The sequence below is a fragment of the Streptomyces sp. NPDC088157 genome, from assembly GCF_044741545.1.
Taxonomy (GTDB): domain Bacteria; phylum Actinomycetota; class Actinomycetes; order Streptomycetales; family Streptomycetaceae; genus Streptomyces.
On record NZ_JBIUSU010000001.1, the window covers coordinates 566,369 to 579,457 of the forward strand.

At 72.2% G+C, this 13,089-nt stretch carries 9 protein-coding genes; 7 read left to right on the forward strand and 2 right to left on the reverse strand.

Annotation, left to right across the window (positions count from 1 at the left end; all coding sequences use genetic code 11):
* Positions 1-47 precede the first annotated feature (47 nt).
* Together holA and ACIPFH_RS02385 are read left to right on the forward strand one after the other, a co-directional pair.
* On the forward strand, positions 48-1,037 hold the full coding sequence (gene holA, locus ACIPFH_RS02380; protein WP_401822234.1) for a DNA polymerase III subunit delta: 990 nt from the start codon (positions 48-50) through the stop codon (positions 1,035-1,037).
* 270 nt (positions 1,038-1,307) lie between these two features.
* The gene (locus tag ACIPFH_RS02385) at positions 1,308-1,703 is read left to right on the forward strand and encodes a nuclear transport factor 2 family protein (protein WP_401822236.1); all 396 of its coding nucleotides are present in this window, start codon (positions 1,308-1,310) and stop codon (positions 1,701-1,703) included.
* Between the two features lie 231 nt (positions 1,704-1,934).
* Here the strand turns inward: ACIPFH_RS02385 and rpsT are convergent, their stop codons facing one another.
* Positions 1,935-2,201: a 30S ribosomal protein S20 gene (gene rpsT / locus ACIPFH_RS02390; protein WP_020127768.1), complete on the reverse strand. Its 267-nt coding sequence runs from the start codon at positions 2,199-2,201 to the stop codon at positions 1,935-1,937.
* Between the two features lie 269 nt (positions 2,202-2,470).
* Between rpsT and lepA the strand changes: the two genes are divergently transcribed.
* From lepA to hemW, 5 genes are all read left to right on the forward strand, one after another.
* Positions 2,471-4,339, forward strand: a complete 1,869-nt coding sequence (gene lepA / locus ACIPFH_RS02395; RefSeq protein WP_401822238.1) for a translation elongation factor 4 — start codon at positions 2,471-2,473, stop codon at positions 4,337-4,339.
* 234 nt (positions 4,340-4,573) lie between these two features.
* Positions 4,574-6,448 (forward strand): AMP-dependent synthetase/ligase, encoded by a 1,875-nt coding sequence (locus ACIPFH_RS02400; protein WP_401822240.1) that lies wholly within the window; start codon positions 4,574-4,576, stop codon positions 6,446-6,448.
* A 355-nt stretch (positions 6,449-6,803) separates the two neighbouring features.
* The gene (locus ACIPFH_RS02405) at positions 6,804-8,963 is read left to right on the forward strand and encodes a SpoIIE family protein phosphatase (protein ID WP_401822241.1); all 2,160 of its coding nucleotides are present in this window, start codon (positions 6,804-6,806) and stop codon (positions 8,961-8,963) included.
* A 413-nt stretch (positions 8,964-9,376) separates the two neighbouring features.
* On the forward strand, positions 9,377-10,483 hold the full coding sequence (locus tag ACIPFH_RS02410) for a Dyp-type peroxidase (protein ID WP_401822243.1): 1,107 nt from the start codon (positions 9,377-9,379) through the stop codon (positions 10,481-10,483).
* Positions 10,484-10,945: 462 nt separating this feature from the next.
* On the forward strand, positions 10,946-12,178 hold the full coding sequence (gene hemW, locus ACIPFH_RS02415) for a radical SAM family heme chaperone HemW (protein ID WP_401822246.1): 1,233 nt from the start codon (positions 10,946-10,948) through the stop codon (positions 12,176-12,178).
* 25 nt (positions 12,179-12,203) lie between these two features.
* Here the strand turns inward: hemW and ACIPFH_RS02420 are convergent, their stop codons facing one another.
* Positions 12,204-13,067: a DUF3097 domain-containing protein gene (locus tag ACIPFH_RS02420; RefSeq protein ID WP_401822247.1), complete on the reverse strand. Its 864-nt coding sequence runs from the start codon at positions 13,065-13,067 to the stop codon at positions 12,204-12,206.
* Positions 13,068-13,089: the final 22 nt, after the last annotated feature.

The following is a 13,089-nucleotide window of genomic DNA, read 5'->3' on the forward strand; positions in this document are numbered from 1 at the left end:
TGTCCGAGGTCGTCGGGTTGTCAGTGGCTCGTGGGATGCTTTCGGGGATGGCCAGGAAGACTGCGAATGACGATCCTCTCGCCCCGGTGACGCTTGCCGTGGGCCAGGAGGACCTCCTGCTCGACCGTGCCGTGCGGGAGGTGGTGGCCGCCGCCAGGGCCGCCGACGCCGACACGGACGTGCGCGACCTGACTCCGGACCAGGTACAGCCCGGCACGCTGGCCGAGCTGACCAGCCCCTCGCTCTTCGCGGAGCGCAAGGTCGTGGTCGTACGCAACGCGCACGACCTGTCCGCCGACACGGTCAAGGACGTCAAGGCGTATCTGGGGTCGCCCGCCGAGGAGATCACGCTCGTGCTGCTGCACGCCGGCGGGGTCAAGGGCAAGGGGCTGCTGGACGCCGCGCGCAAGGCAGGGGCGCGGGAGGTGGCCTGTCCGAAGATGACCAAGCCGGCGGACCGGCTGGCCTTCGTGAGACAGGAGTTCCGGGCGACCGGGCGGTCGGCGACGCCGGAGGCCTGCCAGTCGCTCGTCGACGCCATCGGCAGCGACCTGCGGGAGCTGGCGTCGGCCGTGTCCCAGCTGGTCGCCGATGTCGAGGGGACCATCGACGAGGCCGTCGTCGGGCGGTACTACACCGGGCGGGCCGAGGCTTCGAGCTTCACCGTCGCCGACCGGGCGGTGGAGGGGCGTGCCGCCGAGGCGCTGGAGGCGCTGCGCTGGTCGTTGGCGACCGGAGTCGCGCCCGTGCTGATTACCAGTGCGCTCGCCCAGGGAGTGCGGGCCATCGGCAAGCTGTCCTCGGCGCGCGGTGGCCGGCCGGCCGATCTCGCCCGGGAGCTGGGCATGCCGCCCTGGAAGATCGACCGGGTGCGCCAGCAGATGCGGGGCTGGACGCCGGACGGGGTGGCCGTGGCACTGCGGGCGGTGGCCGAGGCGGACGCGGGAGTGAAGGGCGGCGGTGACGATCCCGAGTACGCCCTCGAGAAGGCCGTCGTGGCCATCGCGCGGGCGGCGCGGTCCGGGGGCCGCGGGTAGGTCACCCTTCCGCCCCGGGTGGCTGGGCCCCGAGCGCCCTCGCCCGGGATGCCCAAGTCCTGGGTGCCGGGTCCCGGATGCCCGGGTCCCGGATGCCCGGGTCCCGGATGCCCAGGTCCCGCGTGTCTCCGCCAGGTGTCTCGGGGTCCGCGCGCCAGGTGTCTCGGCCCTTGTGCCTTCGGGGTGATCCAGTGGCCGTTCCCCTGGCGGGGAGGAGAATCGGACGTACCAGCCGCACATCGCCGATGGATGCGAAAGGTGGCGATCGACATGGCTGAACACCCGCACGCGGCGCTCGTCCGCAAGGGATACGAGGCCTTCACCCGCGGGGACATGGACGCCCTGCGCGGGATGATGACGGGGGACTGTACGCACCACGTGCCCGGTTCCCACATGCTCTCCGGGGACTTCAAGGGCCTCGACGCGGTCATCGAGATGTACGGCAGGCTGTTCTCGGAGACGGGCGGGTCGTTGCGCGTCGACCTGCGCACCGTACTCGTCGACGGCCGGGGGCACGCCGTCTCCCTGCACCGCATCACGGCAGACCGCAACGGCAAGCACATGGACGACAACGGGGGCATCGTCTTCCGGATCGTCGGTGACAAGATGAGCGACCTCGACGAGTGCGTCGAGGACATCGACGTGAGCAACGACTTCTGGTCGTGACGAGCGGTTCCCCGCCGTGGACGCGGGACGCGCAGGCAGACGGAAGGCCCCGGCACCCGCCCTGGGGAAGGGCGGAAGCCGGGGCCTCCGGTTGAAAGATCAAGCTGGTGAGCCCGTACCCGCGTGGCGAACGCAGGCCGCGTACAGGCTCGGGGGTGCCGGACGGGAGCGGATGAGAGGGCCCGCTCTTGACCCCTCCGGCGATTGGATCAGATCAGCTCAGACAGGGGTTCAGCCCTTGAGGGTCTCGACCTTGGAAGCAAGCGCCGACTTCTTGTTGGCGGCCTGGTTCTTGTGGATGACGCCCTTCGAGACGGCCTTGTCGAGCTGACGCGCGGCAGCGCGCTGGTACTCGGTGGCCTTCTCGACGTCACCCGCGGCAGCGGCCTCGCGGGCCTTGCGGATCGCGGTCTTCAGGGAGGACTTGACGGCCTTGTTGCGCAGCCGAGCCTTCTCGTTGGTCTTGATCCGCTTGATCTGGGACTTGATGTTCGCCACGAATGAGCCTTTTCAGGTTCAGGCACGGGCCCGTACGGGTCCCGAACCGATGATTTTCCGAGATGCCCCGAAGTTCCCGGCGAAGTGTTCTCCGAGAGGTTCTCCGAGGCGATGTGCCTCGTGCTGAGAGGGCAGGAGACACAGCTGCCCAGACTACCAGTGGCCCCGCGAGTGGCCCAAACCGGTCCCCGGTCGCCGCCCGTGGGACCATGGAACCTACGTATCGATCCGACCCGAGGCACAAGGCGCCTCAAGAGACAGGACCCTGCGTGCCCGCGACCCCTAACAATGTGCCCGAGCCGAGCCGTACCGCCCCGGCTCTGATCCGCAATTTCTGCATCATCGCGCACATCGACCACGGCAAGTCCACGCTCGCCGACCGCATGCTCCAGCTGACCGGAGTGGTCGATCAGCGGCAGATGCGTGCTCAGTACCTCGACCGCATGGACATCGAGCGCGAGCGCGGCATCACGATCAAGTCCCAGGCGGTCCGACTGCCCTGGGCCCCGACCGAGGATCCGGGCAGGACCCACATCCTCAACATGATCGACACCCCCGGGCACGTGGACTTCACGTACGAGGTGTCCCGGTCGCTGGCCGCCTGTGAGGGCACCGTCCTCCTCGTCGACGCCGCCCAGGGCATCGAGGCCCAGACTCTCGCCAACCTCTACCTGGCGATGGAGAACGACCTCAAGATCATCCCTGTCCTGAACAAGATCGACCTTCCGGCAGCCCAGCCCGAGAAGTTCTCCGAGGAGCTCGCCAACCTCATCGGCTGCGACCCCGCGGACGTGCTCAAGGTCTCCGCCAAGACCGGTCTGGGCGTCGAGGCGCTGCTGGACCGGGTCGTCGCCGAGGTCCCCGCTCCGGTCGGCGTCCAGGACGCTCCCGCGCGCGCCATGATCTTCGACTCGGTGTACGACTCCTACCGCGGTGTCGTGACGTACGTGCGTGTCATCGACGGCCAGCTCAACAAGCGTGAGCGGATCCGGATGATGTCCACCGGCGCGACCCACGAGCTGCTGGAGATCGGCGTCTCCGCCCCCGAGATGAAGTCGGCCGACGGCCTCGGTGTCGGCGAGGTCGGCTATCTGATCACCGGTGTGAAGGACGTCCGTCAGTCCAAGGTCGGCGACACGATCACCACCCTGCACAAGGGCGCGACCGAGGCCCTCGGCGGGTACAAGGACCCCAAGCCGATGGTCTTCTCGGGCCTGTACCCCCTCGACGGCTCGGACTACCCGGAGCTGCGCGACGCGCTCGACAAGCTCCAGCTCAACGACGCCGCGCTGGTCTACGAGCCGGAGACCTCCGCCGCGCTGGGCTTCGGCTTCCGCGTCGGCTTCCTCGGCCTGCTGCACCTCGACGTGATCCGTGAGCGGCTGGAGCGCGAGTTCGGGCTCGATCTCATCGCCACCGCGCCCAACGTGGTCTACCGCGTCGTCATGGAGGACGGCTCCGAGCACACGGTCACCAACCCGAGCGAGTTCCCCGAGGGCAAGATCGACGACGTGTACGAGCCCGTCGTACGCGCCACGATCCTCGCGCCCTCCGAGTTCATCGGGTCGATCATGGAGCTGTGCCAGACCCGGCGCGGCACCCTGCTCGGCATGGACTACCTCTCCGAGGACCGGGTCGAGATCCGCTACACGCTCCCGCTCGCTGAGATCGTCTTCGACTTCTTCGACCAGCTGAAGTCCAAGACGCGCGGCTACGCGTCCCTGGACTACGAGCCCACCGGCGAGCAGGCCTCCAGTCTGGTCAAGGTCGACATCCTGCTGCACGGCGACAAGGTGGACGCCTTCTCGGCGGTCACCCACAAGGACGCCGCGTACGCGTACGGTGTGCGGCTCGTGGCCAAGCTGCGCGAGCTCATCCCGCGGCAGGCCTTCGAGGTGCCCATCCAGGCCGCCATCGGCTCCCGGGTGATCGCCCGCGAGACGATCCGCGCCATCCGCAAGGACGTCCTCGCCAAGTGCTACGGCGGTGACATCTCCCGGAAGCGGAAGCTGCTGGAGAAGCAGAAGGAAGGCAAGAAGCGGATGAAGATGGTGGGTTCCGTGGAGGTTCCGCAGGAGGCCTTCATCGCCGTTCTGAGCAGCGATGAGAACGCGGGATCCGGCAAGGGCAAGAAGTAGCCACGGCGGAGGCCGGTATTCAGGGCCCGTCGCGCTGTCGCGCGGCGGGCCCTTTGGCTGTACTCAGGAGAAAGTGACCGCCCGGAGCCCCTTACGCGCTGGCCAGTCGCCCTTTACTCTGATGCCTGCTCGGTAGTTACTCGTGAGTTAAACAACAGCCGCCGTCCATCACAGCCGTGCGTCGAACGACGCCGCAACGAGCCAGCCGCACCGTCGCGGGTCCCGGAGGATGTCGTGAGCGACACACAGACACTGATCGAGAACCGTCCGCCGTCCGTCGCGGGCCTCTTCCTGGAGCGCGTGGCGGCCACGCCCGACGCGGAGGCGTACCGGTACCCGGTGCCCGCCGCGTCCGGCGAGGGCCCCGACGACTGGAAGTCGCTCAGCTGGGCGCAGGCCGCCGAGCGGGTCTACGCGATCGCGGCCGGCCTCATCGAGCTGGGCGTACGGGCGGAGCAGCGCGTGGCGCTCGCCGCCTCGACCCGGATCGAGTGGATCCTCGCCGACCTCGGCATCATGTGCGCCGGGGCCGCCACGACCACCGTCTACCCGCAGACCAACGCCGAGGAGTCGGCGTTCATCCTCTCGGACTCCGACAGCAAGGTGCTGATCGCCGAGGACGCGGCCCAGCTCGCCAAGGTGGTCGAGAAGCGCGCCGAGCTGCCCGCCCTCACCCATGTGGTCGTGATCGACCCGGCCGGTGTCGAGACCGCCGACTGGATCCTCACCCTCGACGAGCTGGAGAAGCGCGGGGCCGCCCGGCTGGAGAAGGAAGCCGAGCTGATCAAGGAGCGGGTCGGCGCGATCACGAAGGACCAGCTCGCCACCCTCATCTACACCTCCGGCACCACCGGCCGGCCCAAGGGCGTCCGACTGCCGCACGACAACTGGTCGTACATGGCCAAGGCGATCGCCGCGACCGGCCTGGTCGGCCCCGACGACGTGCAGTACCTGTGGCTGCCGCTCGCGCACGTCTTCGGCAAGGTCCTCACCTCGGGTCAGATCGAGGTCGGACACGTCACCGCCGTCGACGGCCGGGTCGACAAGATCATTGAGAACCTGCCGGTCGTCCAGCCGACGTACATGGCCGCCGTGCCGCGCATCTTCGAGAAGGTCTACAACGGGGTCGCCGCCAAGGCGCGCGCCGGTGGCGGGGCCAAGTACAAGATCTTCCAGTGGGCCTCCGGGGTCTCCCGCGAGTACGCCAAGGCGGCGCAGGACAACTTCCGGCGCACCGGCACCGCGTCCGTCCCCTTCGGGCTCGGCGCCAAGCACAAGGTCGCCGACGCGCTCGTCTTCGCCAAGATCCGCGAGGCCTTCGGCGGCAACCTGCGCGCCTGCGTCTCCGGGTCGGCGGCCCTCGCGCCGGAGATCGGCTACTTCTTCGCGGGCGCCGGCATCCACATCCTCGAGGGCTACGGCCTGACGGAGTCCTCAGCGGCCTCCTTCGTCAACCCGGGCGAGGCCTACCGCACCGGCACGGTCGGCAAGCCGCTGCCCGGCACCGAGGTGCGCATCGCCGACGACGGCGAGATCCTTCTGCGTGGCCCCGGCATCATGGAGGGCTACCACGGGCTCCCGGAGAAGACCGCCGAGGTCCTGGAGGCCGACGGCTGGTTCCACACCGGTGACATCGGCGAGCTGTCGCCCGACGGGTACCTGCGCATCACCGACCGCAAGAAGGACCTCATCAAGACGTCCGGCGGCAAGTACATCGCGCCCGCCGAGGTCGAGGGACAGTTCAAGGCGGTGTGCCCGTACGTCTCCAACATCCTCGTGCACGGCGCCGACCGGAACTTCTGCACGGCGCTCATCGCGCTCGACGAGCCGTCGATCCTCGACTGGGCGAAGGACAACGGGCTGGCCGGAAAGTCGTACGCGGACGTCGTCGCCGCGCCCGTCACCGTGGAACTCATCGACGGTTACGTCAAGCAGCTCAACGAGGGTCTCCAGCGCTGGCAGACGATCAAGAAGTTCCGGCTGCTGCCCCGGGACCTGGACGTCGAGCACGGCGAGATCACGCCCAGCCTGAAGCTGAAGCGGCCCGTCGTGGAGCGGGAGTACAAGCACCTCATCGACGAGATGTACGCCGGGGCGCGCGAGGCGTAGCGCGTAGCGCGGCGGCGCGGCGCTCGGCGCGATGGCGCGGGACACGGCTCGGCGGCGCGAGAGGTGGCGTGGCGGCGCGAGAGGTGGCGCGGCGGAGCCGGAGGTGGCGTGGCGGCGCGAGAGGTGGCGCGGCGGAGCCGGAGGTGGCGTGGCGGCGCGAGAGGCGTGCGGTGGCGCGAAGCGGGGGCATAGTCCGAATGCTCGGATTGCGCCCCTCAACCGCGCGTCATCGAACACGAGCGTGCACACGCGTAGCACGGTTCTCGCCCGGGACGGCCCACTTCGGTAACCCAGCGCTCATGGCCGGGATCGGTCTGTCACCCTGTGAGCATCCGAACCGTCCGGGGAGCTGCGCATGGGGGCCATTCCGACGCAACGGGAGACCGCCTCCCGTACCCACGACGCGCCCGCACACCCGAGCGCGCAGTCGAGTGAGCTCCCGCACATCCGCACGACCCTGACCGGCAGCCCCCTCGCGCCCGGCGCGGCCCGCGAACTCGTGCGGGTCGCGCTGACGGAATGGGCCGGACTCGGCCTGCTCGGCACCGAGGAACTGGGCGAGCGCCTCACGCAGGACACGACACTCGTCGTCAGCGAACTCGTCACCAACGCCGTCGTGCACGCCGGCACGGACGTCGGGCTGGCGTGTCGGCTGGAGGAGGACCCCGAGCACCCCGGCGACGGCTGCCGCGCGGTCGTCGTCGAGGTCTCCGACCACCACCCCTCCCGGGCCCCGCGCGACGGCACCCGTGAACCGCCGTACGGGACGCCGGAGTACGGCCGCGGTCTGCGCCTGGTCGCCGCGCTCGCCGACGCCTGGGGGGTGACGTACCGCAGGGGGGCGAAGACCGTCTGGGCCCGACTGCTGCCCACGACCGCCGAGCTGTACGAAGCCGACCTCCTCGGCCGCCGCGACCACCAGCACCTCGGCCATGGTCACGAAGTCCACTGCCACGGGCCCGAAGTCCACTGCCACGGGCCCGAAGTCCACTGCCACGGGCCCGAAGCCCACTGCCACGAGCACGACGTTCCCGGTCACGAGCAAGACGTCCCGGGCCGCGCGGAACGCCTCGGCGACTTCGGCCCTGTCGGCCTCACCGCCCTCCCCGCCCACCCCGACCGCCCGTTCGACGTGACGCACGACGGCATCCCCGGCCGGACTCCCGGCCCTGCCTCGGGTCTCCTCGAAGCCCTGGCCCCCGAGCCGCGACCGGTGGGGGGCCCGGACCGGGACTGGCTCAACCGCGGTGCCCTCTCGTTCCTCGCCGAGGCGTCCGATCTGCTCGGCGGGCAGCTCGACGAGGATCTGGTGGCCGCGCTGACCGGCCAGCTGCTCGTGCCGCGGCTGGCCGACTGGTGCGCGGTGTGGCTGGAGGACGAGGTGAGCGGGCGCGGTGAGTGGGCCGGCGGGCCCGGGCCACGGCTTGCCCGGGTCTGGCACGGCTGCGAGAACCGAGTCGAGGAGCTGCGCCGGGCCCTGGAGAAGGACCCGCCGTGTCCGCCCGACGGGGGTCCGCGCTCCGGACCCGAGCCCTTTCCCTGGCCGGGCGCGGCGCTCGGCCCGCACGGCGCCGCTCTGGCGTACCGGCTGATCGCCGGTGGCCGCCCGCTGGGCACCCTGGTCATCGGGCAGACCGGACGGCTGCCCTTCCCCGACGAGGTCACCGGGCTCGTCGAGGATCTCGGCCGCCGGGTGGCGCTCGCGATCGGCGCGGCCCGTCAGTACGCCCGCCAGGCCACCATCAGCGCCGTTCTGCAACGGGGCCTGCTGCCCGGCGCGGTCGCCGAGATCCCCGGGGTGCGCAGCGCCCTCGTCTACGAGCCGCGCGAGCAGGGCGGGCCGAGCGGCGACTTCTACGACCTGTTCCCGGCCGGTGACGGCCGCTGGTGCTTCGCGGTGGGCGACGTGCAGGGCAAGGGCCCGGAGGCGGCCGTCGTCATCGGTCTCGCCCGGCCCTGGCTGCGGCTGCTGGCCCGCGAGGGGTACGGCGTCGCCGACGTGCTGGACCGGCTCAACCAGCTGCTCCTCGACGACGCGACCGAGGCCGCCGACGCCGCCGCCCGTGCCTTCGTCGGCCCCGCCGGGCCGGGCGACGGCCCGCAGACCCGCTTCCTGTCCCTCCTCTACGGCGAACTGGCCCCCTTCGAGGGAGGGGTCCGCTGCACGCTCGCCTCCGCCGGGCACCCCTTGCCGCTGGTGCTCGGGCCGGACGGCTCGGTCGCCACGGCCGGGCGTCCGCAGACGCTCCTCGGGGTGATCGAGGAGGCCACGTACACCAGCGACAGCCTGGAGCTGCGGCCCGGCGACAGCCTGCTGTGCGTCACCGACGGCGTCACGGAACGGCGGTCGGGCTCCCGGCAGTTCGACGACGAGGACGGTCTCGCCGCCGCGCTGGCGGGGTGCGGCGGGCTCGACGCGGAGCTGATCGCGGAGCGGATCCGGCGGCTGGTCCACGACTTCGGCGTACAGCCGCCGGAGGACGACCTCGCGCTGCTGGTACTTCAGGCGGAGTGAAACCGGCCGCTGCCCGCCCACCTGCCCTTGTCGGCTGGCCCGCCGGTGCCGCCCGCCCTTGTCGGCCTGCCCGCCCGTGACGGCCCGCCCGTGACGGCTCGCCTGCCTGTGTGCGCCCGTCCGCTCGTGCCTGCCCGGCCCGCCCGTCCGGCGTGCCCAGTCCGCTCGTGCCCGCCCGTCCGGCGTGCCCCGTCCGGCGTGCCCAGTCCGCTCGTGCCCGCCCGTCCGGCGTGCCCCGTCCGGCGTGCCCCGTCCGCTCGTGCCGCCCGTCCGGCGTGCCCCGTCCGCTCGCGCCCGCCCGTCCGGCGTGTCCGGCAGACGCGGCGGCAGGGAGAGAGCTGTGAGCGGCGGGTGGGCGGGGGAGACGGGGCGGCCGGAGTCGCGGATGTATCGTCCGGATTGTGCTGAAGGCGATGAATGCCGCATCTGATACGCCCACCCGCCGACGCGTTCTGATCGCCGGCGCGGGGTTCGGGCTGACCGTGACCGCCTGTACCCGTGACGCCGAGCCGCCCGAGGACGCCCGCGGGCCCGGTTTCCACGGCCTGCGTCAGGCCGGGGTGACGACCCCGCGCCAGGCCACCGTGCTGCTCCTGGCGTACGACCTCGATCCCGCCCTGCGCGACACGGCGGGCGCGCGTGCGCTGAAGGCGGTGCTCGGGACGTGGACCAACGCCCTCGCGCAGACGCTGGCGTCGGACAGTTCGCGCGCCGCCCGGCTCACCGCCACCCTCGGTATCGGCCCCGCCCTCCCCGCCCGTCTCGGCCTCCGTGCCCCGGCCGCCCTGCGCGACCTGCCGTCCTTCACGGGTGACCGGCTCGACCCCGCCGGCTGCGGCGGCGATCTGCTCGTACAGCTCTGCGCGGACACGGCGGAGGCCACCGAGACGACCGCCGAGACCCTGACCCGGCTGGCCGGCGAGACCCTGCGCCCGCGCTGGCGGCAGGCCGGCTTCCTGCCGCCGTCCCCCGACGGCGGCGGCACCCCGCGCAACCTGCTCGGCTTCAAGGACGGGTCCGCCGCCCCCACTCCCGAGGAGTGCGAGCGCTGGGTGTGGTCGGGCAACGCCACCTGTCTCGTCGTACGCCGTGTCCACCTGCGTGTCGAGGACTTCGCGCGGCTCGCCGTGCACCGCCAGGAGGAGATCGTCGGCCGCCGCCGCTCGACCGGCGGCCCGCTGGACGGCGGCGTCGAGGACGCCGAAGCCGACCTCGCCGCCAGAACTCCGCAGGGCGGGTACGTCACCCCGGAGCGCTCCCACGTCCGGGCCGTGAGCCCCCGCCTCGACGCCGGAGCCCGGATGCTGCGCCGCAACTATTCCTACGCCGACGGCCCCACCGACCAGGGCCTGCTGTTCCTCGCGTTCATGCGGGACCCGGCGCTGTTCGCACGGGTCCAGCGCCGGATGGCGGCCCAGGACGACCTGAGCGGCTTCGCCGAGGCCCGGGGCTCGGCGGTGGCGTACATCCTGCCGGGAGCCCGCGCGGGCCGGCCGCTGGGAGCGGAGCTACTGGGCTGAGCGGCCGCACGCCGTCCGCCCCGAGGGTGGTGTGCGCATTCCTGGAGTGCGCGGGACGGGCGCCGCAGCCGGGCTGCTCGGCCGAGGGCGCGTCCGGCGCCGTGTGCGAACCGGTGTGACGGGTGCGACAGGACGCGGCCGGGGTGCGGGCGGAGCCGCTGGTTTCCAAGGCCTGCCTGCCGTTCGGCTCCCGGGGCGGTGGGCGTGGGACCCCGTGCCGGGGGCGGGCCGGGGGCGGGCGGAGTGTGGAGTGTGGAGTGTGGGTGTGCCTGCCGTTCGGCTCCCGGTGTGACGGGTGCGACAGGGCGCGGCCGGGGTGCGGGCGGAGCCGCTGGTTTCCAAGGCCTGCCTGCCGTTCGGCTCCCGGGGCGGTGGGCGTGGGACCGCCTGCCGGGGGCAGGCCGGCGGCTGGTGGGTGCGGGGGCGGCGGGCGGAGTGTGGGTGTGCGGGACAATGGGCGGTATGCCTTCCGCACTTCCCGACGGTGAGCCGGTCCCCGACGACGGCGCGCTCCCCGCGCACGCGCTCGCCGGCGCCGCCGACCGCCCCCTCGGGTTCTATCTGCACGTCCCGTACTGCGCGACCCGCTGCGGCTACTGCGACTTCAACACCTACACGGCGACCGAGCTGCGCGGCACCGGAGGTGTGCTCGCCTCCCGAGAGAACTACGCCGACACCCTGATCGACGAGGTCCGCCTGGCCCGCAAGGTTCTCGGCGACGACCCGCGCGAGGTCCGCACGGTCTTCGTCGGCGGCGGCACGCCGACCCTGCTGCCCGCCTCCGACCTCGTACGGATGCTGGGCGCGATCCGTGACGAGTTCGGTCTCGCGCCGGACGCGGAGGTGACGACGGAGGCGAACCCGGAGTCCGTCGACCCCGCCTACCTGGCCACCCTCCGCCAGGGCGGCTTCAACCGGGTCTCCTTCGGCATGCAGAGCGCCAGACAGCATGTGCTGAAGGTGCTCGACCGCACGCACACCCCCGGTCGGCCCGAGCGCTGCGTGGCGGAGGCCCGGGCGGCGGGCTTCGACCACGTCAACCTGGACCTGATCTACGGCACCCCGGGCGAGTCGGACGACGACTGGCGGGCCTCGCTGGACGCCGCCCTGGGCGCCCGCCCCGACCATGTCTCGGCGTACGCCCTGATCGTCGAGGAGGGCACCCAGCTCGCCCGCCGGATCCGCCGGGGCGAGGTCCCGATGACCGACGACGACGTCCACGCCGACCGCTATCTGATCGCCGAGGAGACTTTCGCCGCGGCGGGTTACGAGTGGTACGAGGTGTCGAACTGGGCCACCTCCAAGGCGGGCCGCTGTCTGCACAACGAGCTGTACTGGCGCGGCGCCGACTGGTGGGGCGCGGGCCCGGGGGCCCATTCGCACGTGGGCGGCGTGCGCTGGTGGAACGTCAAGCACCCGGGAGCGTACGCGGCGGCGCTCGCGGAGGGACGGTCGCCGGGCGCCGGACGGGAGCTCCTCGCGGACGAGGACCGGCGCGTGGAGCGGATCCTGCTGGAGCTGCGGCTGCGGGAGGGCGTACCGCTGGACCTGCTGCGGCCGGACGGGCTCGCGGCAGCGCGGCGGGCCCTGGCGGACGGACTGCTCGACGGCGGCCCCTACGACGCGGGGCGTGCCGTGCTCACCCTGCGCGGGCGGCTGCTGGCGGACGCGGTGGTGCGGGACCTGGTGGACTGAGTCGCCGGGCCGCGGGACGCGGGTTTCAGGAGACGGTCACGAAGTCGATCAGTTCCTCGACCCGCCCCAGCAGCTCCGGCTCGAGGTCCCGGTAGGACCCCACCCGCTTCAGGATCGCCTGCCAGACCGCCCCGGTGTTCTCCGAGGGCCAGCCCAGTGCCCGGCACACGCCCGTCTTCCAGTCCTGGCCGTGCGGCACCCGTGGCCAGGCCGCGATCCCGACGGACGACGGCTTCACGGCTTCCCAGATGTCGATGTACGGGTGGCCGACGACCAGGGCGTGCTCGCTCGTGACCGCCTGCGCGATGCGCCACTCCTTCGTGCCGGGGACGAGGTGGTCCACCAGGACGCCCAGCTTCGCGTCCGGGCCCGGCGCGAACCCGGCGACGATCGACGGCAGGTCGTCCACGCCCTCCAGGTACTCCACGACCACGCCCTCGACGCGCAGGTCGTCGCCCCACACCTTCTCGACCAGCTCGGCGTCGTGCCGGCCCTCGACGTAGATACGGCCGGCCCGGGCGACCCGCGCGCGTGCGCCGGGGACGGCGACCGAACCGGAGGCGGTGCGGGTGGGACGGCCGGGAGCCGAGGATGCCGGCCGCACCAGGGTCACGACCCTGCCCTCCAGGAGGAAGCCGCGCGGTTCCAGCGGGAACACCCGGTGCTTGCCGAAGCGGTCCTCCAGCGTCACCGTGCCCGCCTCGCAGCGGATGACCGCCCCGCAGAACCCGGTGCCGGGCTCCTCCACCACGAGCCCGGGCTCCGCCGCGACCTCGGGGACGGGCTTCGGCTTCTTCCAGGCAGGGGTCAGGTCGGCGGAGTACGTACGGGGGCGCGGGCCCGCGGGGCCTTCGGGGGAAGGGTGGTGGTGGGAGACGGGTGGGCGCATTCGGATGACGATAGGAGAAGCC